Below are 22,415 nucleotides of genomic sequence, written 5' to 3' on the forward strand. Positions count from 1 at the left end.
TTACTTCTTGTCCTTGTCGTCCTCGTCGTCCACGACCTCGGCGTCGACGATGTCCTCGTCGTCACCGGCGGCCTGGCCTTCGGCACCCGCTTCCGGACCGGCGGCAGCGGCCGACTGGTCCTGCGCGTAGATGGCCTGGCCGATCTTGCCCTGGGACTCGTTGAGCTTGTCGAAGGCGGTCTTCACCGCGTCGTCGTCGTCACCCGCGAGGGCCGACTTCAGCGCGTCGACGTCGGCCTGCACCTCGGACTTGACGTCCGCGGGGAGCTTCTCGTCGTTCTCCTTGATGAGCTTCTCGATCGAGTAGGCGAGCTGCTCGGCCTGGTTGCGACGCTCGCTGGCTTCGCGACGGGCCTTGTCCTCGGCCGCGTGCTCCTCGGCTTCGCGGACCATGCGCTCGATGTCCTCCTTCGGCAGCGACGAGCCGCCGGAGATGACCATCGACTGCTCCTTGCCGGTGCCCTTGTCCTTCGCGGACACGTGCACGATGCCGTTGGCGTCGATGTCGAACGTGACCTCGATCTGCGGGATGCCCGCGGGCGCCGGGGCGATGCCGGTGAGCTCGAAGGTGCCGAGCGGCTTGTTGTCGCGGGTGAACTCGCGCTCGCCCTGGAAGACCTGGATCGCGACCGACGGCTGGTTCGAGTCGGCGGTGGTGAAGGTCTCGCTGCGCTTGGTCGGGATCGCGGTGTTGCGGTCGATGAGCTTCGTCATCAGGCCGCCCTTGGTCTCGATGCCGAGCGAGAGCGGGGTGACGTCGATGAGCAGGACGTCCTTGCGCTCGCCCTTGAGGACACCGGCCTGCAGCGCGGCACCGACGGCGACGACCTCGTCCGGGTTGACGCCCTGGTTCGGCGACTTGCCACCGGTCAGCGACTTGACGACCTCGGCCACGGCGGGCATACGGGTCGAGCCACCGACGAGGACGACGTGCGCGATGTCGTTGACCGACACGCCCGCTTCCTTGATGACGTCGTTGAAGGGCTTCTTGGTGCGGTCGAGCAGGTCGGAGGTCATCTGCTCGAACTGTGCGCGCGAGATGGTCTCGTCGAGGTTCAGCGGGCCCTCGCTGGTGAGCGTGAGGTAAGGCAGCTGGATGTTGGCGCTGAGCTGGCTCGACAGCTCCTTCTTCGCCTGCTCGGCGGCTTCCTTGAGGCGCTGCTTCGCGATCTTGTCCGTGGAGAGGTCGACGCCGTGGTCGGCCTTGAACTTCTTGACCAGGTGGTCGACGATGCGCTGGTCCCAGTCGTCGCCGCCGAGGCGGTTGTCGCCGGAGGTGGCACGGACCTGGATGGTCGAGAAGTCGTCGTCCTTGCCCACCTCGAGCAGGGAGACGTCGAACGTGCCGCCACCGAGGTCGAAGACCAGGATGAGCTCGTCTTCCTTGCCCTTGTCGAGGCCGTAGGCCAGCGCGGCCGCGGTCGGCTCGTTGATGATGCGGAGGACGTTGAGGCCGGCGATCTCACCGGCGTCCTTCGTGGCCTGGCGCTCGGCGTCGTTGAAGTACGCCGGGACGGTGATGACCGCGTCGGTGACGTCTTCACCGAGGTACTGCTCGGCGTCGCGCTTGAGCTTGCCGAGGGTGCGAGCCGAGATCTCCTGCGGCGTGTACTTCTTGCCGTCGATGTCGGTCGTCCAGTCGGTGCCGATGTGGCGCTTGACCGAGGCGATGGTGCGGTCGACGTTCGTGACGGCCTGGCGCTTGGCGGTCTCGCCGACCAGGACCTCGCCGTCCTTCGTGAAGGCGACGATCGACGGCGTGGTGCGGAGGCCCTCGGCGTTCGCGATGACGGTGGGCTCACCGCCCTCGAGCACGCTGACGACCGAGTTGGTGGTTCCGAGATCGATTCCTACTGCGCGTCCCATGGGACTCCCTTTCGGTAGTGGAGCAAAGTCTGCTCGGACTTGCGTCCGATGGACTCAACTCTACTCCGGACTGGCTGGGCGTCAAGGTGGACGGCTGGGAAGTTGCGCCGAGTCGACTCAAGTCCTGCTCGGTGGTCGATCGACCCCGGATCAGTCGAGTGCCGCCGTGATGTACGCCGACAGCGCCTCGCCGTACGCGATCGCCGGGTCCGCCGCGGCGAAGGACCGCTCGGCGCCGTCGATCCGGGCGGTGACCGTGTGCAGGACCCCTCCCGCTGGCGAGGTCGTCCGGGTCAGTCCGACGAACGCGGGCCCCAGCAGTTCGCGGAGCTGGTCCTCGCGCGGCAGCCAGAGCGACTCCTCCGCCGTCACCGAGTCGAGCGCCCACTCGGTCGTCCCGTTGAAGCCCAGGATCGTGCCGGTCGGGTGGTCGTGGCGTTCGACGGTCATCTCGGACACCGTGTAGACGTCCTCGTCGATGCCCGGCTTGTCGATCACGAAGCGGTCGCCGGTGTCCGGGTGCCAGCGGAGGCCGGCGTCACGCAGGGAGCGGGCGAGTTCAACGCTGATCATGCGCTCCAGCCTGGCACTCGCGGGTCCGTCCCGGCCGGGAGGCCCGTGGCACGTCCGCGCACACCTCGCGTCCCGTGGACCGCGCGTCCGCACCTCGGACCGGGATGCCGGGCAGCCGTACTAGCATCACCGAGCATCCCCACGTGCGGCCGCCCGCCGGTCCGCGTGCGCGACGTGACGACGCCCGGGCGACCGGTGCCGTGCCTCCCGGCCGTGGCCGACGAGGCGGCGGCGAGTCGGACGACGTCCCGGACCGCGCTCGACGCGGACCGATCCGCCAGCAGAGAAGGACCCGCATGACCCTCGAACGCGAGGAACTCCGCGACGACTGGACCGTTTCGGCGGCCGAGGAGAGCGCGCGTGACGACCTGCCGCAGGCGGTGCGTGGCCGGGTCCTCCCGGCGACCGTGCCCGGTCAGGTACACACCGACCTCGAGCGCGAGGGGCTGCTGCCGGACCCGACGTTCGACCGCAACGAGCCGTCGACCGCGTGGGTCGGACAGACCGACTGGGTCTACCGACGGACCGTCGACGTCGACCCACGCGGGTTCGAACGCGTCGACCTGGTCTGCGACGGCCTCGACACCGTCGCCACCCTGACGCTCGACGGCGTGCAGGTCGGGACCACCAAGAACATGCACCGTCGCTACCGCTTCGACCTGCTCGACATGACCGACGGGACGAACGCGAACACCGACCGCGAGCTCGAGGTCCTGTTCGAGTCGCCGTACCGCGAGGCCGAACGGGTCGCCGCCCGCGCCGGCACGATGCCCGGCCCGTACGACGAGCCGTTCCCGTACGTGCGGAAGCAGGCCTCGAACTTCGGCTGGGACTGGGGCCTGACGGCGGTCACGAGCGGGCCGTGGCGTCCGGTCGCGATCGAGCGGTGGTCGACGGCTCGGCTGCGGGACGTCCGGCCGTTGGTCGACGTCGAGGCGGGGGAGGGTGTGCTCGACGCCCACATCGCGTTCGAGCGCTCCGGCATGAACGACCTGGACCAGGACGGCGAGGACGACGACCTGGTGCTCGTCGTCACGGTCTCGGGTCACGGTACGAAGCAGCGTTCCCGGGTGAACGTGACGCCGAAGGAGGACGAGGCCGTCGTGACGGTCCGGATCCCCGAGGCCGAACTGTGGTGGCCGCGCGGGTACGGCCCGCAGCCGCTGTACGACGTCGAGGTGCACCTGCAGACGGTCGACGGCGACGTCCTCGACCGCACGTCCTTCCGCACCGGCTTCCGCTCGGTGCACGTGGACACGGCCGAGGACTCGGTCGGTCGGCCGTTCGCGATCCGGGTGAACAGCACCCTGATCGACGTCCGCGGGGTGAACTGGATCCCGGACGACGTCATCGTCTCGCGCGTGACGAAGGAGCGGTACGCCGAGCGGCTCGACGCGGCCGTGGCGCTCAACACGAACCTGGTGCGGGTTTGGGGCGGCGGCGTCTACGAGTCGCACGACTTCTACCAGCGCTGCGACGAACTCGGGCTGCTGGTGTGGCAGGACTTCCTGTTCGCCTGCGCTGCGTACCCGGAGATCGAGCCGATCCGCAGCGAGGTCATCGCCGAGGCGCGGGACAACGTCGGCCGACTGGCCCGACACCCCTCCCTCGTGGTCTGGAACGGCAACAACGAGAACATCTGGCTGCACGACGCCGACGGGTGGGGCGATGAGCTCGGGGACCGCGGTTGGGGCCTCGACTACTACCTCGACCTGCTGCCGACGATCGTGGACGCGGTCGACCCGTCCCGCTTCTACACCGTGGCGTCGCCGTGGTCGGGGTCGGAGGCGCTCGCCGCGAACGACGTGGACCACGAGACGCACCACTCGTGGGACGTCTGGAACCGGGTGTCGGACGAGCACTACCGCGACTCGGTGCCGCGCTTCGTCTCCGAGTTCGGCTGGCAGGCGCCGCCCGCGTGGCGGACGCTCCGCGAGGCCGTCACGGACGACCCGATGACGCCGACCTCGCCCGGGGTCGTGCACCACCAGAAGGCCGACGACGGCATGGGCAAGCTCGCCCGTGGTCTCGAGCCCCGGTTCGGCGAGGGCTGGGACGGCGACCTCGACCGGTGGCACTGGCTCACGCAGCTGCAGCAGGCGCGCGCCATCGCGACCGGGATCGAGCACTGGCGGACGCACTGGCCGCGCACCACCGGCGTCGTCGTGTGGCAGCTCAACGACCTGTGGCCGGTGTCGTCGTGGTCGGCGATCGACTCGGCCGGTCGTCGGAAGCCGCTCGCGCACGAGCTCCGTCGCCTGTACGACGACGTCCTGGTGGCGATCCGGCCGGTCTCGACCGTGGTCACCACGGTCACGCCGCTCGCCCCGGGCGCGGAGCGCGAGGACCCGACGGGAGGCGCGCACCCGCCGACCGCGCAGCTGCCGGTCCCGCAGTCGTCGGACCTCGACACCCCTGCCTCCCCGGTCGAGGTCGCCGTCCGGTCGGCCCGGAACGGCATCGACTCGGTGGTCCGGGTCCGACGGATCGACCTCGCCGGGCAGATCCTGGCCGAGGAGTACCTGCCCGTGGTGCTCGACGGCCCCGGGGTCGCCGTGGTCCGGCTGCCGGCCTCCGTCGGTGTCGTCGCGGACCCGCGGGGTGAGCTGATCGTGGCGGACATGGACTGGCGCCGTGCGGTGTGGACGCCGGCTCCCGACCAGGACATGCGCTGGCAGCCGGCGCACTACCGCGTGACGGTGTCGGACGAGCCGGACCGCTCCGGCGTCCGGATGGTCGTCGAGGCGGAGTCGCTCGTGCGCGACCTGCTCCTGCAGCCGGACCGGGTCTCGCCGACCGGCACGGTCGACCGTGGCTTCATGACGCTGTTGCCCGGTGAACGGGTCGAGTACCGCGTCGCCGGTGTGACCGAGGCGGACGCGGCGGCACTCACCGCAGCGCCGGTGCTCTGGACGCTCGACCGGGTCCTCGCCGACTGACGTTGCCTCTGGCATGTGATATCTGAAAGAGGTATGCTGGCTCCTCGAGCGTCGGTCGTCCGTCGTTCGCGGCGGCTGGATGACGGGTCGCCCCAGATCAGGAGGCCCGATGTCCCAGACCCTTCCCCGGTCGACGCGGTCCCGTGCGGTCGCCGCCGCCGCACCCGCACCAGCGCCCGCACCGGAGCGTCTCGTCTCGGTCCGCTGGGTCATGGCCCTGACGGACCTGGTGGCACTCGTGGTCGCCTTCGCCGCCGCGCACGTCGTGCGGTTCCCGGATGGCTCGCTGGTGCGTGCCCCCGTCGGTGTCGACTGGCTCGCCGGGCTGGCGACCATCGTGTTCTGGGCGGTCCTGCTCGTGACGATGCGGACGCGCGACCCTCGTGTCGTCGGGGTCGGCGGGGACGAGTACCGGCGGCTGCTCTTCGCGTCGCTGACGGCCGGCGGCACGCTGGCCGTGACCGCGTTCCTGCTCGACCTGCAGATCAGCCGCGGGTACGTGGCCGTCGCGTTCCTGCTCGCGTCCCTGCTGCTCGCCGTCAGCAGGAAGGCCTGGCGGACCGCGCTCGTCCGCCGTCGAGCCGAGGGGCGCCACCTGGTCGACGTCCTGCTCGTGGGCGACCTGGGCGACGTCGAGTACGTCGGGGACCGCATCGAGTCGACGCCCGCGGCCGGGTACCGCGTGCGGGGTGTGCTCGCAGACGGGTGTCCGGGCGGGCGCTTGGCCCTCAACGGGACGAACCGGGTGCCGGTGCTCGGCGGTGTCGACGACGTCCTCGACGTCGCGCGGCGGTCCGGCGTCGGGGCGGTCGTCTTCGCCGGCGCGGTCGCCGGCGGACACGAGCGTCTGCGGCGGCTGGGCTGGGAACTGGAGCGCGACGGCGTCGAGCTCGTCGTGTCCTCGCCGCTCGTCGACGTCGCGGCCGCGCGGGTGCACCACCGAGCCGTCGACGGTCTCCCGCTGATGCACGTCGAGACGCCGGACTACACACGACGCCCGAGCAAACGGGTCTTCGACGTCGTCGGCGCGCTGTGCGGGCTGGTGCTGCTGGCCCCGGTGGCGGTCGTGGTGGCGGTCGCGATCCGTCTGGACGACGGCGGGCCGGTGTTCTTCCGCCAGCAGCGCGTCGGGCGCGGTGGCTCGGAGTTCTCCATCCTCAAGTTCCGGACCATGTCCGTCGACGCCGAGGACCGGAAGGCGCAGCTGCTCGCGGCCAACGAGGGCGCCGGGCCGCTCTTCAAGCTGCAGGTCGATCCCCGGGTGACGCGCGTGGGGTCGTTCCTCCGTCGGACGTCGCTCGACGAGCTCCCGCAGCTCTGGAACGTCCTGACCGGGTCGATGAGCCTGGTGGGCCCGCGACCGGCGCTCCCGGACGAGGTCGCCGCCTACGCGGACCACGCCGAGCGCCGTCTGCTCGTGACCCCGGGGATCACCGGGCTCTGGCAGGTGAGCGGACGGTCGGACCTGGACTGGGCCGAGGGGGTCCGGCTCGACCTGCACTACGTCGAGAACTGGTCCTTCCTGCACGACCTCGTCATCCTGGCCCGGACGGTGCCGTCGGTCCTCCGGTCGCGTGGCGCCTACTGAGGGAGTGCGCGGGGGCAGCCTTGCGCAGGCGGGTGCACCCTGAACGAACGGTGTCCGTTGCGCCGCCCGCCTGTGATTCTCCGGCCCCGGCGGTTAGCATGGGGGGACCGCGGGACACCGCCGCACCGGTCGACGATGACCGGACCACGCGATCAGTCCCAGTACCGAAGGAGACATCATGTTCCAAGGCCTCACCGGACTCCACCTGGTGATCATCCTGGGCATCGTGCTGCTGTTGTTCGGTGCGACCAAGCTGCCGGCACTCGCGAAGGGCCTCGGCCAGTCGATCAACATCTTCAAGAAGGAGATGGACACCGACGACCGCAAGAAGCCGGCGACGCCGGACGTCACCGACGCGACGTCCTACGGTGCGACCGCGCAGCAGGCCGCTCCGGTCCAGCAGCCGGTCGTGAACCCCGGCCCCTCGGTGCAGACGAACACGGTGCAGCCCAACAACGACTCCCGAGCCCAGTAGCGCCTCCAGACCGCCGATCCCATCGGCATCCCGGCCCCGGGACCGACAGCCCCCGTGCTCCTGCTTCGTCGCAGACCGCACGGGGGCTGTCGTCGTCCTGCCCGCCGCTACCACGGGCTGGCCGGGCGGCGCATGATGGCACCATGACGTCTGCCCCCGCCGCCGACCGGCCGGGAGGCACGGCACCCCTCCACGACGACCGTCGACTCGTGCTGGTGGTCGCGATCCTGTCTTCGTTCGTGGTCGGCCTGGACTCGAGCGTCGTCAACGTCGCCCTGCCCGCGATCCGCACGGAGCTCGGCGGCGGGCTGGTCGTGCAGCAGTGGACGGTCGACGCGTACCTCGTCACGCTCGGGTCGCTGATCCTCGTCGCCGGCTCGCTGTCGGACCTGTTCGGCCGCGTCCGGATCATCACGGCCGGGCTCGTCGTGTTCGGCATCGCCTCGGTGGTGTGTGCGGTCGCCCCGACCGGCGAGGTGCTCATCGTCGCCCGGGCGTTCCAGGGCGTGGGCGGGGCGCTCGTCACCCCGAGTGCGCTGGCCCTCATCGTCGCGGCGTTCCGCGGGGCCGTGCAGGCGAAGGCGATCGGGACGTGGACGGCCTGGTCGAGCGCGGCGTCGATCCTCGGCCCGGTCGTGGGTGGGGTCATCGTGGACGGCATCGGCTGGCGGTGGATCTTCGTCGTCACGGCGGTGCCGATCGCGGTGACGATCCCGCTGGTCCGGCGGATCTCGGGTGACGTCGTCGCGGGGGACCGTCCCCGGGTGGACGTGGTGGGTGCGGTCCTCGCGGTGGTCGGGGTCGGCGGGGTGGTGCTCGGGCTCATCGAACAGGAACGCCTGGGGTGGGGCGCGCCGGTCGTGGTCGCCGCGCTGGTCGTCGGCGCGCTGGCCCTGGTCGCCTTCGTGCCGTGGGAGCTCCGGGTGACGCGGACCGCCGGGTCGCCGCTCGTGCCGCTCGCGCTCTTCCGTGCCCGGAACTTCGCGGTCGGCAACCTCGCCACGCTGTCGATCTACGGCGCCCTCGGCATGGTCTTCTTCGTCGTCACGCTGTTCCTGCAGGAGGTCTGGGCGTTCCCGGCGTGGGTGGCCGGGCTCGCGACCCTGCCGCCGACCGTGGTGCTCCTGCTGCTCTCGACGACCGTCGGGGGACTGGCCGGGCGGTTCGGTCCGCGGTGGTTCATGGCGGCGGGCCCCGCGGTGGCTGCGGCCGGCGCGCTCCTCATGCTCACGGTCGGCGAGGACCCGAGCGGCTACTGGACGGGTGTGCTGCCCGGGCTGGTGCTCGTCGGACTCGGGATCACCCTCATGGTCTCCCCGCTGACGAGTGCCGTGCTCGGCTCGGTGCCGCAGCAGGAGGCCGGGGTCGGGTCCGCCGTGAACAACGCGGTCGCCCGGATCGCCGGCCTGGTGACCGTGGCGCTCGCGGGGGTCGTCCTCGGCGGCGAGGTGAGTGTCGGCGGCATCCACCGGGCGATGGTCGTGATGGCGGTCCTGCTCCTGGCCGGTGCCGTGGTGAGTGCCATCGGCATCGTGAACGTACGATCACCGGAAGCGGAAGAAACCAGCCCGTTGTAAAGTTGAGCCAGATGGACTCAAGGCGAGTCCGGCGACTTCGTGACCACACGACCGACGCAACGGAAAGGACAACGCATGGCGAACCTCCAGGGCGCCCCTGACTCGCAGGAGAAGCAGAAGACCGCCCTCGAGCAGTACGGCGTCGACCTCACCGCGGTCGCCCGCAGCGGCAAGCTCGACCCGGTGATCGGTCGCGACGCCGAGATCCGACGGGTGTCACAGGTGCTCACCCGTCGCACCAAGAACAACCCCGTGCTCATCGGCGAGCCCGGTGTCGGCAAGACCGCCGTCGTCGAGGGGCTCGCGCAGCGCATCGTCGCCGGCGACGTGGCGGACTCCCTCAAGGACAAGCGGCTCGTCTCGCTCGACATGTCCGCCCTCATCGCCGGTGCGAAGTACCGCGGCGAGTTCGAGGAGCGGCTCAAGGCCGTCCTCAAGGAGATCGACGACTCCGACGGCCAGGTCATCACCTTCATCGACGAGCTGCACACCCTGATGGGCGCCGGCGGTGGCGAAGGGTCCGTCGCCGCGTCGAACATGCTCAAGCCGATGCTCGCCCGCGGTGAACTCCGGCTGATCGGGGCGACCACGCTCGACGAGTACCGCGAGTACATCGAGAAGGACGCCGCCCTCGAACGACGGTTCCAGCAGGTCTACGTCGGGGAGCCGAGCGTCGAGGACACCATCGCGATCCTCCGCGGACTCAAGGAACGCTACGAGGCGCACCACAAGGTGACGATCAACGACTCCGCCCTGGTCGCGGCGTCGGCCCTGTCCGACCGCTACATCTCCGGCCGCCAGCTGCCCGACAAGGCGATCGACCTCATCGACGAGGCCGCCAGCCGCCTGCGCATGGAGATCGACTCCAGCCCGGTCGAGATCGACGAGCTGAAGCGCAGCGTCGACCGGCTGCGCGTCGAGGAGTTCGCGCTGAAGCAGGAGAAGGACGACGCGTCGAAGGCCCGGCTGTCGACCCTCCGCGCCGAACTGCAGACCCGCGAGGAGCGGCTCCGCGAACTCGAGACCCGCTGGCAGGCCGAGCGCGCGTCCCTGAACCGGATCGGTGAGCTCAAGCAGCAGCTGGACGAGCTCAACATGCGCTCGCAGCGTGCCCAGCGTGAAGCCGACTACGAGACCGTGTCCCGCCTGGAGTACGGCGAGAAGCCCCGCATCGAGGCCGAACTCGCCGCCGCCGAGCAGGCCGGGTCGGCCGACCGCATGGTGAACGACAGCGTCACCGACGAGGACATCGCCGCCGTGATCGCGCAGTGGACCGGCATCCCCGTCGGCCGGCTGCTGCAGGGCGAGACCGAGAAGCTCCTGCACCTCGAGAGCGAACTCGGCCGCCGGATCATCGGGCAGCGCACCGCCGTCGCCGCCGTCTCGGAAGCCGTCCGACGCACCCGCGCCGGCATCTCCGACCCGGACCGGCCGACCGGCTCGTTCCTGTTCCTCGGACCCACCGGCGTCGGCAAGACCGAGTTGGCGAAGGCGCTCGCCGAGTTCCTGTTCGACGACGAGAAGGCCCTCGTCCGCATCGACATGAGCGAGTACGGCGAGAAGCACTCCGTCGCGCGGTTGATCGGCGCCCCGCCGGGCTACGTCGGGTACGAGGCCGGCGGGCAGCTGACCGAGTCCGTCCGCCGTCGGCCGTACTCGGTGATCCTGCTCGACGAGATCGAGAAGGCCCACCCGGAGGTGTTCGACGTCCTGCTGCAGGTCCTGGACGACGGGCGGCTGACGGACGGTCAGGGTCGGACGGTCGACTTCCGGAACACGATCCTGGTCCTCACCTCGAACCTCGGCTCCCAGTTCCTCACCGACCCGGCCCTGACGCCCGAGCAGCGCGAGAGCGGTGTCCGCGAGCTCGTCCAGCAGGCGTTCCGGCCGGAGTTCCTCAACCGACTCGACGACATGGTCGTGTTCCAGGCGCTCAGCCCGGAGGACCTCGGCCAGATCGTGTCCCTGTACGTCGACCGTCTGGCGCGGCGGCTGTCCGGGCGCCGGCTCGACCTCGCGGTCACGCCCGACGCCCGTGCCTGGCTCGCCGAGCGCGGGTACGACCCGGCGTACGGGGCCAGGCCGCTCCGCCGGCTCATGCAGCGGCAGATCGACGACCAGCTCGCCCGGGCCATCCTGGCCGGGGACGTGCGGGACGGCGACACGGTGCGCGTCGACGTCGCGGGTGACGGGCAGGCGCTGACGGTCGAGCCGTTCGCGCTGGCCGAAGGCGAGCTCGTCGAGGAGTAGGCGCGGTCGGGCGTCGGACGGGAGGCCCGTGGCCGGTTCCTGGGGGCCGGCCACGGGCCTCCCGGCTAGCGTCGGCGACATGCCCGAGATCAAGGCCCTGCGCCGCGTGACCGAAGCCATCGAGCACGCGAGCGTGCTCGATGCAGCCGTCGACTTCGACCGGAAGGTCGTCACCGCGTTCGCCCGCCCGCGGGCCGTGCGGCAGCTCCTGCACGGGGTGCCGTTCGGGCACCCGATCCACCCGCTGATGGTGCAGGTGCCGCTCGGTGCCTGGATCTCGGCCGCCGTCCTGGACCTGATCGGCGGGAAGGGCAACCGGAAGGCCGCCACGACCCTGATCGGCGTCGGTGTCGCCTCGGCCGGCAGTGCGAGCGTCGCCGGGTACGTCGACTGGTCGGAGCTGGACCGCGAACAGCTCCGGACCGGGTGGGTGCACCAGGCCGTGAACTGGGTCGGCATCAGCCTGTACGGACTGTCCTGGCTGCAGCGGAAGCGCGGCGACCACGCGTCGGGGAAGCTCCTGGCCTTCGCCGGACTCGGCGTCGTGAGCGTCGGCGGCTACCTCGGCGGGCACCTGGCCTACCGGCAGCGCGCCGGGGTCAGCGATGCCGGCGAGGTGCCGTTCGACAAGTGATCGCCCGCGCCTGACCCTCTCAGCCGATCCACCGGTACATCACATGCAATGGGAGCATGCGTGTACTCGTGGTGGACGATGAACCCGCCCTCGCCGACCTCGTGGTCCGGGGGCTCCAGCGGCAGGAGATGGCCGTCGACGTCGCGTACCGGGGCGACTCGGCCGACGAACTGCTGAGCGTCAACGACTACGACGTCGTGGTGCTCGACCGGGACCTGCCCGGACTGCACGGGGACGAGGTCGCCCGGCGGATCGCGGCCCGGGGGTCCCTGACCCGCATCCTGCTGCTGACCGCGGCGACCTCGTTGACCGACCGGGTGAACGGACTCGAACTCGGCGCGGACGACTACCTGACGAAGCCCTTCGAGTACCCCGAGCTGGTCGCCCGGGTGCGGGCACTCGGCCGGCGGGCGGTCGCCGCGGTCGCTCCGGTCCTCGGGCATGACGGTCTGGTCGTGGACACGAACCGGCGGATGGCGACCCGGGACGGCAAGCCGCTCGACCTGACCGCGAAGGAACTCGGGGTCCTCGAGGTGCTGCTCCGCGCGGACGGCCGGGTGGTCTCCGCCGAGGAGCTGCTCGAGAAGGTCTGGGACATGAACGTCGACCCGTTCACGACCGCGGTCCGGGTGACGATGTCCAAGCTCCGTCGGAAGCTCGGCGCACCCGACCCGATCCGGACGGTGCCCGGGCAGGGGTACGCCCTGTGAGTCGTGTCTGGAGCCTCCGGACCCGGACGGCCCTGGCCTTCGCGGTGACGTCGATGGCGTTGACGGCGGCGGCGATCGTCTTCGTGACGCTGGGGTCGCAACACGCGATCGCGGAGGTCGTGGTGGCGGATGCGAGCGGCGGCGTCGCGATCTCACCGGATGCCTCGGGTGGCCCCCGTCGGGCGACCGGGCCAGCACCCGACGGTGCCGCCGCACCCGGTGGGATCGCGATCGTCTCCCGCGTCGCCGCACTGCAGTGGCAGTGGTCGGCACTGGGCATCGCCGGCGCCGGGGTCGTCGCCGGGCTCACCGGGTGGCTGCTCAGCCGTCGGATGCTCGCACCGCTCGACCGGATCGCGGGAACGGCCGAACGGATCTCGGCGTCGACACTGCACGAACGGATCGACCTGCGCGGTCCGGACGACGAGCTCCGTCGGCTGTCGCGGACCATCGACGGACTGCTCGACCGGCTCGAGACGGCCTTCGCCAGCCAACGACGCTTCGTGGCGCAGGCGTCGCACGAACTGCGCACCCCGATCGCCGTCCAGCGTGCGGCGATCCAGATCGGGCTGCACGACGACGCCGACGCGGTGGACGTGGCCCGGGCGCGGGCGGAACTGCTCGAGCAGAACCGGCGGACCGAGCACCTGGTCGAGTCGTTGCTCGTCCTGGCCGAGGCGGAGCGCGGGCTCGACGGACGGACGGCGGACGTCGACCTCGGCGTCCTGGCCGGTGCGGTCGTCGACGAGGCCCAGGCGGCGGCGCGCGAGGCGGGCGTCCGGCTGTGCTGCACGGTCCTCGGTGTCGGTGCGGTCCGGTGCGAGCCCGTGCTCACTCGGCAACTCGTCCACAATCTGGTGGACAACGCGATCGAGTACAACGTCCCGGGCGGTCACGTCGACGTCGAGGTCGACCGCACGGTGCTCCGGATCCGCAACACCGGGCCGGAGCTCGACGTCGCGCTCGTCCCGACCCTGACCGAGCCGTTCCGACGCGCGAGCGCTGCTGCCGGTGGACGGCGGCACAGCGGGCTCGGCCTGTCCATCGTCGAGGCCGTCGCGCAGGCCCACGGCTGGCGGGTGTCCTTGGCGGCTCGACCGGGCGGCGGACTCGTCGCCGAGGTGGACGTTTCGCCGATGTGACCTGGGCGGTACGCCCGGCGAAACACGGTGTCCGGTGTCCTGGATGCATGCACACCACGACACGCACACGAACCAGCGCGAGGACCCGGCTGCTCCTCGCGACCGTCTCCGGAGCCGTGCTCCTGGCCGGACTGACCGCCTGCTCGGGCGGGACGCCGCCGAAGGGTGACGGGGCAACCGCAGCGGACGGTCCGGGCATCGGCGCGCAGTGGGGCTCCTGCATGCGCGCCGCGGGCTTCGACGTGCAGGACCCCAGCGACGACCAGGTCCGGTCGGGCACCGCCCTGGCCCCACAGTCCGGTGACCGCGAGGCCTTCGCGACGGCGGCGTCGACGTGCTCCGCCGACCTCGGCGTCGAGCAGGTGGACTCCGCCGAGAAGGACAGGTGGACACGGGAGTACGCCCGCGTCGCGTCCTGCATCCGCGACGAGTACCCCGACTACCCGGAGCAACAGCCCGGCGGTCTGTCGTTCAACCCGGAGGACTACCCGCGGGCGCTGGAGGACGGGTTCCAGGAGCGCGCCGATGCGTGCCTGGCGGAGTTCTCGCCCGACACGAAGTCCCAGCCGGTCGGCTGACCGACGCCCGCCACGACCATCACGACCACGAGGAACACATCATGACCAGACGACCCACCCTGATCGCCGTCACCGCGGCGGTGCTGCTCCTGCCGGGGCTGCTGACCGCTTGCTCGTCCGGGTCCGGCTCCGACGACTCCACGACGACCGGCGCAGCGCCGACCCCGGTCAGCGAGCGTGCCGGCGAGGTCGGCTCGTGCATGCGGGACAAGGGGTACGACTTCGACGACTCTGCGCTGACCGGCGGCGACTTCACGCTCGCTGCCCCGGAGGGTGTCGATCCCCAGCAGTACGCCCAGGACCTCGGTACGTGCAGCGGCAACCCGGACACCGGCGGTGTCGACGTCGGCGACGTGCCGCCGGGGCCCGAGGACCTGGCGTTCGCGAAGTGCATCCGGGACAGCGGCTTCGACGACTACCCGGACGGCGCAGCGGCGCGGCGTGACTACCACCCGCGTGACGAGTCCGCCTTCTCCCAGGTCGAGACCACGTGCGTCACGACGGCCTACGGCGACCAGTCGGAGCCCCAGAAGGCGGGTCCGCGGTGAACGGGCCGGAAGCACGTCGCCGCACCACCCGGATCACGGTCACGGCCGCGTGCCTGGTCGCCGTCCTCGGCGCCGGAGCCGCGACCTGGGCGCTCCTCGACCCGCCGACCTCGAGCCAGGCGGCCGAGACGGACACGAGCACGGACGCGGGAACGTCGACCGGTACGGTCACGAAGGGCGACCTCGTGGCGTCGAAGACCATCGCCGGCACGCTCGGGTACGGGGCCCCGGTCGCCCTGCCCGGCGCGGCCTCCGGCACCCTCACCTGGTTGCCGAAACCCGGGCAGGTCATCCACCGTGACGACCCGCTGTACGCCGTCGACGAGCGACCGGTCCGGGCGATGCACGGCAGCACTCCGCTCTGGCGCCCACTCGCCGTGGGGACGACGGGCGCCGACGTCCAGCAGCTCAACGAGAACCTGGCCGCGCTCGGCTACGACGTGGCGCAGGACGGCGTCTTCGGGCGCCGGACGCTGGCCGCCGTCCGGCAGTGGCAGCGGGACCGAGGGCTCCCCGTCACCGGTCGGATCACGGCGGACCAGATCGCCTTCGTCGACGGGGACGTCCGGGTGGCCGCGGTCACCGGGCAGCTCGGGCAGCCGGCCGAGGGGGAGACCGAGGTGCTGCAGACGACGAGCACGAAGCGCGTCGTCACCGCCACCGTGCCGCAGCGCGACGCCGAACAGGTCGCCGTCGGCACCGCGGTCCAGGTCGTCGTGAACGGCGCCGGGGGCCCGATGCCGGGCGAGGTCGTCGACGCCGTGCCGACCGAGTCCGACGACGGCGCCCAGGACGTGGCCGTCACGGTGGCGTTCGACGCCGGGGACCGGAAGCTGCCGTCCGCGGCCTCGGCCCAGGTGACCGCTCGGAGCGAGACCGCGCACGACGTGCTCTCGGTGCCGGTGTCCGCGCTCGTGGTCGACGGGGGCGACACCGGGTCCGCCCCGCAGTACGCGGTCGACGTGCTCCGGCCCTCCGGCGAGCCCCACCGGGTGCGCGTCGAGGTCGGCCTGGTCGCCGACGGCCGCGCCCAGGTCACCGGCGACGTCCACGCGGGCGACGAGGTCGTGGTGCCCTCGTGAGCGTCGCAGCCGTCCTCACCCCGGACGCCCCGGACGCCCCGGACGCCCGGGTGCAGTCGGTGGACGACGTGGTGCTGTCCCTCCACGACGTGTCCCGGAGCTACGGGGACGTCCAGGCGCTCCGCGGGGTCTCGCTCGAGGTCCGTCGCGGAGAACTCGTCGCCGTCGTCGGGCCCTCCGGCTCGGGGAAGTCCACGATGCTGAACATCGTCGGCACCCTCGACCGTCCGAGTTCCGGCACGATCGCGATCACCGGGCGGGACGTCGGCACGATGCGCGACGACGACCTCTCCGCCCTGCGCGCCGAGCACATCGGTTTCGTGTTCCAGCACTTCCACCTGCAGGCGGGAGCCACCGCGTGGGAGAACGTCGCGGACGGCCTGCTCTACTCGGGTGCCCCGCGTCGGGAACGGCACGACCGAGCCGTCACCGCCCTGAGCCGGGTCGGGCTGGGGCACCGGGTCGACCACCGCCCCGGGCAGCTCTCCGGCGGTGAGAAGCAGCGCGTCGCCATCGCCCGTGCCCTGGTCGGTGAGCCGACCGTGCTGCTGGCCGACGAGCCGACCGGCGCGCTCGACACCGCGTCCGGTGCGGCGATCGTCGCCCTGCTCCGCGAACTCAACGCCACCGGGACGACCGTGCTCGTCATCACGCACGACCTGGACCTCGCCGCCTCCCTGCCGCGGCGGGTCCGGATGCGCGACGGGCAGCTCGAGAGCGACAGCGCGGACCGTGCCAGCGTCCGCGGCGGCGGCGGCGGCGCACCGACCGGAGTCGGCCGGTGAGCGCCCGGCGCACCCTCGGCCCGGGTGACCTGCTCCGGCTCGGCGTCTTCGGCCTCCGCACCCGGCCGACCCGTGTGGTCCTGTCGGCCCTCGGCATCGCGATCGGCATCGCTGCGATGATCGCGGTCGTCGGCATCTCGTCCTCGAGCAAGGCCGCCCTGGACCGCGTGCTCGACACCCTGGGCACCAACGTCCTGACGGCGACCCAGGCGCAGGGCTTCACCGAGGTCCCACCCCTGCCGGAGACGGCGGTCGCCTCGGTCCTCCGGCAGGACCCGGTGCTCGACGCGGCCGGGGTCGGCGCGGTCACCGACGGCCGGGTCTACCGCAACCCGTTCATCCCCGCCGCGGAGTCGAAGGGCATCGGCATGCTCGCCGCCTGGGGAGACGTGCCCGAGGTGCTCGGCGGGTCGGTCGCCTCCGGCCGCTGGCTCGACCTGACTGCCGATGCACCTGCCCAGGTCGTGCTCGGGTCCGCGGCGGCCCGGAACCTCGGCATCGACCGGGTCGACGCGAGCACCCGGGTGTGGACGGGGGACCGGTGGGTGCAGGTGGTCGGGGTGCTCGAGCCGTTCGGCCTGGCCGCCGACCTGGACAACCAGGTGTTCGTCCCTCGTGGGCTCGCGGCAGCGCTCGGCTTCGACGGGCACCCGACCGCCGTCTACACCCGGGTCGACCCGGACGACGTGGCACACGCCCGCGAGGTCCTGGCCGCCGCGATCAGCCCCGGCACACCCCAGGACGTCGGCGTCACGCGTCCGTCGGACGCCCTGGCCGCCAAGAACGCCACGGACGACTCGTTCACCGGTCTGCTCGTCGGGATCGGCGGGGTCGCCCTGCTCGTCGGCGGCATCGGCGTCGCGAACACGATGGTCATCACGGTGCTGGAACGCCGGGCCGAGGTCGGTGTCCGACGGGCGCTCGGCGCGCGCCGGGCTGACGTCCGCAACCAGTTCCTGGTCGAGTCGCTGCTGCTGTCCTTCCTGGGTGGGGTCGCCGGGGTCGTGATCGGCCTCGGTGTGACCGTCGCGTTCGCGCTCAGCCAGGGCTGGCCGGTGGCGACTCCGCTCTGGGCGGTCGCGGGTGGCCTCGGCGCGACCGTCGTGATCGGTGGGGTCTCCGGCCTCTACCCGGCCAGCCGGGCGGCGAAGATCCCCCCGACCAGCGCGCTGGCCGCGGTGTGAGACCCGCGGACGGGAGGCCCGCAGCCGGTCCGGCGGACCGGTGGCGGGCCTCCCGTCCGTCCGGTGCGCGCCAGCGCGCACCTGCGCTCGTGTTGGTTCAAGTGCGGAACAGTTGCGTTCATGTTGGGTTCGGACGTACAGTTCTCGAAACCCACGCGAACGAAGGAGTTCGGGCATGTACGCAACCGAGCGGCACGAGGCCATCGCCGCCGCCCTGCAGTCCGCCGGGCGCGTCTCCGTCGCCGACCTGGCCGACCACTTCGACGTCACGACCGAGACCATCCGTCGCGACCTCGGCGCCCTCGAGACCGCCGGCCTGCTGCGCCGGGTGCACGGCGGAGCGGTCCCCGCCGAGCGCTCCAGCCTGGTCGAGCTCACCGTCGCCGAGCGCGAGGGCCAGCACGGCTCCGAGAAGACCGCGATCGCCCGGGCCGCCATGCGCCTGGTGCCGCCGACCTTCACCGGCTCGATCGCCATCGACGCCGGCACCACCAGCGGCGCGGTCGCCACCGAGCTCGCCCGCTGGGAGCCGGCCACCGCGGGTGCCACGATCACCGTCATCACGAACTCGGTGCCGATCGCGGCCACCCTGCAGCACAGCGAGCACGTCGAACTGCACCTGCTCGGCGGCCGGGTCCGCGGGGTCACGAGCGCCGCCGTCGGCACCGCGACCGTCGACCAGATCGGCGCCCTCCGCCCCGACGTCGCCTTCATCGGCACGAACGGCCTGTCCGCCGGCTTCGGGCTGAGCACCCCGGACGAGTACGAAGCCGCCGTCAAGGCCGCGTACGTCCTGGCCGCGCGTCGCAGCGTGGTCCTCGCCGACGCCGCGAAGCACGGGGTCGAGGCACTGATGCGCTTCGCCCGCCTCGACGAGATCGACACCCTCGTGACCGACCAGGTGCCGCCGGCCGACCTCGGCGGAGCACTCGCCGACGCCGACGTCGAGGTGATCGTCGCATGAGCACCCCGACCACCCCGCAGCCCGGGCGCCCGATCGGCGGCCGCATCGTCACCGTCACCCCGAACCCGTCGCTCGACCGCACGATCGAGCTCGCCGGCGAGCTGCAGCGCGGCGCGGTCCAGCGCGCCACGCGGTCCACGGCCGAGCCCGGCGGCAAGGGCGTCAACGTCTCCCGGGTCGTCGTCGCCAGCGGCGGGGACACCGTCGCGGTCCTGCCCGGCGACGAGCTCGACCCCGTCCTCGTCGGCCTCGCGACCCGGGGCATCCCGACCGCCGCGCTGCCGATCGGTGCGGCGCTCCGCTCGAACGTCACCGTGACCGAGCCGACCGGTACCACCACGAAGCTCAACGAGCCGGGCCCCTCGCTCGCCGGGCGCCTCGACGACCTCGCCGACCTGGTCGCCACGACCGCCGGGCCGACCGCGACCGATCCCGCCGCCCGGTGGGTCGTCCTCGCGGGGTCCCTGCCGCCGGGTCTGCCGGACGACGCCCTGGCGGTCCTGGTCCGGGCCGTCCGACAGCGCCACGGCGACGACGTCCGGATCGCCGTCGACTCGTCCGGCGTCCCCTTCACCGCGCTGCTGCAGTCCGGCGAACGGATCGATCTGGTCAAGCCGAACGCCGAGGAGCTCGCCGAGGTCGTCGGCGGCGACCCCGAGCAGTACGAGCAGGACCCGGAGCGCGCCGCCGCCGCAGCCGCACGGCTGCGGGAGCGTGGCGTCGACACGGTCCTCCTGACCCTGGGCAGCGCCGGGGCCGTCCTGGTCGACGGTACCGGGTCGTGGACCGCAGCCGCACCGCGGATCACGGCCCGCTCGACCGTCGGCGCGGGGGACTCCTCACTCGCCGGGTACCTGCTCGCCGAGGTCGCCGGCGCCACCCCCGAGCGCCGACTGGCCCAGGCCGTCGCCACCGGAGCCGCCGCCGCCGGACTGCCCGGCAGCGACGTCCCGGCCCTCGACGCCACCGACCCGGACGCGATCGTCGTCCACCGCCTCGGTCCACCGGCCAGCCCGGTCGGGCCACCGCCGACACCGCCCGGTGCATCCGCACCGACGCCGGTCGGCGAGACCGTCCCCGTCCCGCACGGCGCCTGACCACCCGGTCCGTCGTCCCTCCCGATCGTCCCGGTGCCACCCGTCCCGGTCCGACCGTTCCGTCCCCACCAGCACAGCCCCCGGCGCCCCGCGCCAATTGCGAAGGAGCAACCCATGTCCGCAGCGCACAGCACCGGCACCAGCGCCGGCAACGGCGCCGACCTGATCGGCGTCGACCTCGTCGGCCTCGACGAGGACCTCGGTGCCACCTCGGCCGACGTCATCCGCGTCCTTGCCGACCGCATCGCCGCGACCGGACGAGCCGCCTCCGGTGACACCCTCGCCGCCGACGCGATCAAGCGCGAGGCGAGCGTCGGCACCGGCGTCCCGGGCGGCATCGCCATCCCGCACGCACGGTCCACGTCGGTCACCACGCCGACGCTCGCGTTCACACGCCTGGCCCGGAAGGTGCCGTTCGGCGCCCCGGACGGCGACGCCGACGTCGTGTTCATGATCGCGGTGCCGGACGGGGCCGACAAGGACCACCTCACCGTCCTCTCCACCCTCGCCCGTGCGCTGATCCGCGACGACTTCACCGCAGCCCTCCGCGCCGCGGCGAGCCCGCAGGAGATCGTCGACCTGGTCGACCGCGAGGTCAGCGGCGAGGTCGCCGCAGCCGGCGTCGGGACCGGGGGACGAGCCTCCAGCCCGTCGACCACGGCCGCTGCCGGTTCCGACACCCACGTCGTGGACAGCGACACCTCTGCCGCCGGCGGCCGCCGCAAGGTCATCGTCGGCGTCACGGCCTGCCCGACCGGCATCGCGCACACCTACATGGCAGCCGACGCCCTCGTCGCCGCCGCCCAGCGCGCCGGTGCCGAGATGCACGTCGAGACGCAGGGGTCCTCCCAGGTGGAGCCCCTCGACCCGGCACTCATCGCCCGCGCCGACGCCGTCGTGTTCGCGGTCGACGTGGACGTCCGCGACCGCAGCCGCTTCGCCGGCAAGCCCCTCGTCTCCGGACCCGTCAAGCGTGGCGTGGACGAGCCCGACGCGATGATCGCCGAGGCCCTCCGCGCCGCCGACGACCCGAAGGCCGCGCGGGTCTCCGGCTCCGCCGCCGAGGCCGGCACCAGCACCGCCAAGGACGAGCACTTCGGGCAGTCCCTCAAGCGCTGGCTGCTGACCGGCGTCTCCTACATGATCCCGTTCGTCGCGGGCGGCGGGCTGCTCATCGCGCTCGGCTTCCTGCTGTCGGGCTACGGCATCGCGCTCACGCACGGCAGCGACGGCGTCAACAACGCCGTCTGGGCGCTGCAGCACTACACCCTGGTCGACCTGCCGCCGCAGGGACTCGGCTACTACCTGGGCGCCGCCGCGTTCCAGATCGGCTCCGTGTCGCTCGGGTTCCTCGTCGCCGCCCTCGCCGGGTACATCGCCTACGCGATCGCCGACCGTCCGGGCATCGCGCCGGGCTTCGTCGCCGGGTCGATCGCCGTGTTCATGAACGCCGGGTTCCTCGGTGGCCTGGTCGGCGGCCTCATCGCCGGTGCCGCCGCCTACTGGATCGGACGCATCCCGACCTGGCGCTGGCTGCGCGGTCTGATGCCGGTCGTGATCATCCCGCTGTTCGCGTCGATCATCGCCTCCGGCCTGATGCTGCTCGTCCTCGGTGGCCCGATCGCCTGGGTCATGACCGAGCTCACCGCCTGGCTCAACTCGCTGTCCGGCGCCTCGGCCGTCCTGCTCGGCATCATCCTCGGCCTGATGATGGCGTTCGACCTCGGTGGTCCGGTCAACAAGGTGGCGTACGCGTTCGCCGTCGCCGGCCTGGGTGCCGGCAGCGCCACCAACGTCGTGCCGTTCGAGATCATGGCCGCGGTGATGGCCGCCGGCATGGTCCCGCCGCTCGCCCTGGCCCTCGCCTCGACCGTCCTGTACCGCAACGGCTTCACGAAGCCCGAGCGCGAGAACGGCAAGGCCGCGTGGCTGCTCGGCGCCTCGTTCATCTCGGAGGGTGCGATCCCGTTCGCCGCCGCCGACCCGCTGCGGGTCATCCCGGCGTCGATGGTCGGCGCCGCGGTGACGGGAGCGATCTCGATGGCCGCCGGGGTCACCTCGCGGGCACCGCACGGTGGGATCTTCGTCTTCTTCGCGATCGGCGGCATCGGGATGTTCATCCTGGCGATCGTCGTCGGGACGATCGTCTCCGCCCTGGTCCTCGTGGCGCTGAAGAAGTGGGTGCGTCGGGCTCCGGCCGCGACGGACGCGGGCGCCGCGCAGGCGGCCTCGGCCGGCGAGACGGTCGGGCAGCGCGCGCCGGTCGCGGTGTAGCCGCACCACGTGACGGACGGGAGGCCCGGTGCCAGCTGGCACCGGGCCTCCCGTCCGTCGTGGGTCGGGTGCGGCGGGACGGGCGTCGGGACACGCCCGGGGGCTGGCGCCGAGGGGTCACGAAGTGTCGTTCTGGAGGCTCCGGACCG

At 72.3% G+C, this 22,415-nt stretch carries 18 protein-coding genes; 16 read left to right on the top strand and 2 right to left on the bottom strand.

Annotated features, from left to right (window positions below; all coding sequences use genetic code 11):
• Entirely contained in the window at positions 1–1,866 is a 1,866-nt protein-coding gene (dnaK, locus tag SOM35_RS11665) for a molecular chaperone DnaK (RefSeq protein ID WP_221849914.1), read from the bottom strand.
• A gap of 150 nt (positions 1,867–2,016) precedes the next feature.
• The gene (locus tag SOM35_RS11670) at positions 2,017–2,439 is read right to left on the bottom strand and encodes a pilus assembly protein CpaE (RefSeq protein ID WP_301223572.1); all 423 of its coding nucleotides are present in this window, start codon (positions 2,437–2,439) and stop codon (positions 2,017–2,019) included.
• Between the two features lie 296 nt (positions 2,440–2,735).
• Here SOM35_RS11670 and SOM35_RS11675 point away from each other — a divergent pair, with 296 nt between their 5' ends.
• From SOM35_RS11675 to SOM35_RS11750, 16 genes are all read left to right on the top strand, one after another.
• Positions 2,736–5,378 carry a glycoside hydrolase family 2 protein gene (locus SOM35_RS11675; protein ID WP_320515501.1) on the top strand — a complete coding sequence of 881 codons (2,643 nt, stop codon included), beginning with the start codon at positions 2,736–2,738 and terminating at the stop codon, positions 5,376–5,378.
• 109 nt (positions 5,379–5,487) lie between these two features.
• The gene (locus SOM35_RS11680) at positions 5,488–6,966 is read left to right on the top strand and encodes a sugar transferase (RefSeq protein ID WP_320515502.1); all 1,479 of its coding nucleotides are present in this window, start codon (positions 5,488–5,490) and stop codon (positions 6,964–6,966) included.
• 178 nt (positions 6,967–7,144) lie between these two features.
• On the top strand, positions 7,145–7,441 hold the full coding sequence (gene tatA, locus SOM35_RS11685; protein WP_320515503.1) for a twin-arginine translocase TatA/TatE family subunit: 297 nt from the start codon (positions 7,145–7,147) through the stop codon (positions 7,439–7,441).
• Positions 7,442–7,584: 143 nt separating this feature from the next.
• On the top strand, positions 7,585–9,018 hold the full coding sequence (locus SOM35_RS11690; RefSeq protein ID WP_320515504.1) for an MFS transporter: 1,434 nt from the start codon (positions 7,585–7,587) through the stop codon (positions 9,016–9,018).
• A gap of 75 nt (positions 9,019–9,093) precedes the next feature.
• Positions 9,094–11,268, top strand: coding sequence for an ATP-dependent Clp protease ATP-binding subunit (locus tag SOM35_RS11695; protein ID WP_320515505.1), 2,175 nt, complete (start codon positions 9,094–9,096; stop codon positions 11,266–11,268).
• A gap of 79 nt (positions 11,269–11,347) precedes the next feature.
• Positions 11,348–11,902, top strand: coding sequence for a DUF2231 domain-containing protein (locus SOM35_RS11700; protein WP_320515506.1), 555 nt, complete (start codon positions 11,348–11,350; stop codon positions 11,900–11,902).
• A 56-nt stretch (positions 11,903–11,958) separates the two neighbouring features.
• Entirely contained in the window at positions 11,959–12,612 is a 654-nt protein-coding gene (locus tag SOM35_RS11705) for a response regulator transcription factor (protein ID WP_320515507.1), read from the top strand.
• Complete coding sequence (locus SOM35_RS11710; protein ID WP_320515508.1) at positions 12,609–13,754, top strand: sensor histidine kinase; 1,146 nt, start codon at positions 12,609–12,611, stop codon at positions 13,752–13,754. The genes SOM35_RS11705 and SOM35_RS11710 overlap by 4 nt, the downstream gene beginning before the upstream one ends.
• A 47-nt stretch (positions 13,755–13,801) precedes the next feature.
• Positions 13,802–14,332 (top strand): hypothetical protein, encoded by a 531-nt coding sequence (locus SOM35_RS11715; RefSeq protein WP_320515509.1) that lies wholly within the window; start codon positions 13,802–13,804, stop codon positions 14,330–14,332.
• Positions 14,333–14,373: 41 nt separating this feature from the next.
• The gene (locus SOM35_RS11720) at positions 14,374–14,880 is read left to right on the top strand and encodes a hypothetical protein (protein WP_320515510.1); all 507 of its coding nucleotides are present in this window, start codon (positions 14,374–14,376) and stop codon (positions 14,878–14,880) included.
• A complete protein-coding gene (locus SOM35_RS11725) occupies positions 14,877–15,962 on the top strand; it encodes an efflux RND transporter periplasmic adaptor subunit (RefSeq protein WP_320515511.1) in 1,086 nt (361 codons plus the stop codon). Before SOM35_RS11720 ends, SOM35_RS11725 begins: the two co-directional genes overlap by 4 nt.
• A 59-nt stretch (positions 15,963–16,021) precedes the next feature.
• Positions 16,022–16,747 carry an ABC transporter ATP-binding protein gene (locus SOM35_RS11730; RefSeq protein ID WP_414648572.1) on the top strand — a complete coding sequence of 242 codons (726 nt, stop codon included), beginning with the start codon at positions 16,022–16,024 and terminating at the stop codon, positions 16,745–16,747.
• Positions 16,744–17,931, top strand: a complete 1,188-nt coding sequence (locus tag SOM35_RS11735; protein WP_320515513.1) for an ABC transporter permease — start codon at positions 16,744–16,746, stop codon at positions 17,929–17,931. Before SOM35_RS11730 ends, SOM35_RS11735 begins: the two co-directional genes overlap by 4 nt.
• A gap of 175 nt (positions 17,932–18,106) precedes the next feature.
• Complete coding sequence (locus tag SOM35_RS11740) at positions 18,107–18,895, top strand: DeoR/GlpR family DNA-binding transcription regulator (protein ID WP_111075885.1); 789 nt, start codon at positions 18,107–18,109, stop codon at positions 18,893–18,895.
• Positions 18,892–19,992, top strand: coding sequence for a 1-phosphofructokinase family hexose kinase (locus SOM35_RS11745; protein WP_320515514.1), 1,101 nt, complete (start codon positions 18,892–18,894; stop codon positions 19,990–19,992). Before SOM35_RS11740 ends, SOM35_RS11745 begins: the two co-directional genes overlap by 4 nt.
• A 114-nt stretch (positions 19,993–20,106) precedes the next feature.
• Positions 20,107–22,266 carry a PTS fructose transporter subunit IIABC gene (locus SOM35_RS11750; protein WP_320515515.1) on the top strand — a complete coding sequence of 720 codons (2,160 nt, stop codon included), beginning with the start codon at positions 20,107–20,109 and terminating at the stop codon, positions 22,264–22,266.
• Positions 22,267–22,415 lie beyond the last annotated feature (149 nt).

The sequence above is a fragment of the Curtobacterium sp. CFBP9011 genome (assembly GCF_034045095.1).
Lineage (GTDB): Bacteria > Actinomycetota > Actinomycetes > Actinomycetales > Microbacteriaceae > Curtobacterium.

What these genes read in the sequence shown, in the direction of transcription:
- SOM35_RS11740 (WP_111075885.1), top strand. Translation starts at nt 18,107, where the DNA reads ATGTACGCAACCGAGCGGCACGAGGCCATCGCCGCCGCCCTGCAGTCC.
- SOM35_RS11750 (WP_320515515.1), top strand. Translation starts at nt 20,107, where the DNA reads ATGTCCGCAGCGCACAGCACCGGCACCAGCGCCGGCAACGGCGCCGAC.
- SOM35_RS11675 (WP_320515501.1), top strand. Translation starts at nt 2,736, where the DNA reads ATGACCCTCGAACGCGAGGAACTCCGCGACGACTGGACCGTTTCGGCG.
- SOM35_RS11715 (WP_320515509.1), top strand. Translation starts at nt 13,802, where the DNA reads ATGCACACCACGACACGCACACGAACCAGCGCGAGGACCCGGCTGCTC.
- tatA (WP_320515503.1), top strand. Translation starts at nt 7,145, where the DNA reads ATGTTCCAAGGCCTCACCGGACTCCACCTGGTGATCATCCTGGGCATC.
- SOM35_RS11690 (WP_320515504.1), top strand. Translation starts at nt 7,585, where the DNA reads ATGACGTCTGCCCCCGCCGCCGACCGGCCGGGAGGCACGGCACCCCTC.
- SOM35_RS11720 (WP_320515510.1), top strand. Translation starts at nt 14,374, where the DNA reads ATGACCAGACGACCCACCCTGATCGCCGTCACCGCGGCGGTGCTGCTC.
- SOM35_RS11745 (WP_320515514.1), top strand. Translation starts at nt 18,892, where the DNA reads ATGAGCACCCCGACCACCCCGCAGCCCGGGCGCCCGATCGGCGGCCGC.
- SOM35_RS11670 (WP_301223572.1), bottom strand. Translation starts at nt 2,439, where the DNA reads ATGATCAGCGTTGAACTCGCCCGCTCCCTGCGTGACGCCGGCCTCCGC.
- SOM35_RS11700 (WP_320515506.1), top strand. Translation starts at nt 11,348, where the DNA reads ATGCCCGAGATCAAGGCCCTGCGCCGCGTGACCGAAGCCATCGAGCAC.
- SOM35_RS11695 (WP_320515505.1), top strand. Translation starts at nt 9,094, where the DNA reads ATGGCGAACCTCCAGGGCGCCCCTGACTCGCAGGAGAAGCAGAAGACC.
- dnaK (WP_221849914.1), bottom strand. Translation starts at nt 1,866, where the DNA reads ATGGGACGCGCAGTAGGAATCGATCTCGGAACCACCAACTCGGTCGTC.
- SOM35_RS11680 (WP_320515502.1), top strand. Translation starts at nt 5,488, where the DNA reads ATGTCCCAGACCCTTCCCCGGTCGACGCGGTCCCGTGCGGTCGCCGCC.
- SOM35_RS11705 (WP_320515507.1), top strand. Translation starts at nt 11,959, where the DNA reads ATGCGTGTACTCGTGGTGGACGATGAACCCGCCCTCGCCGACCTCGTG.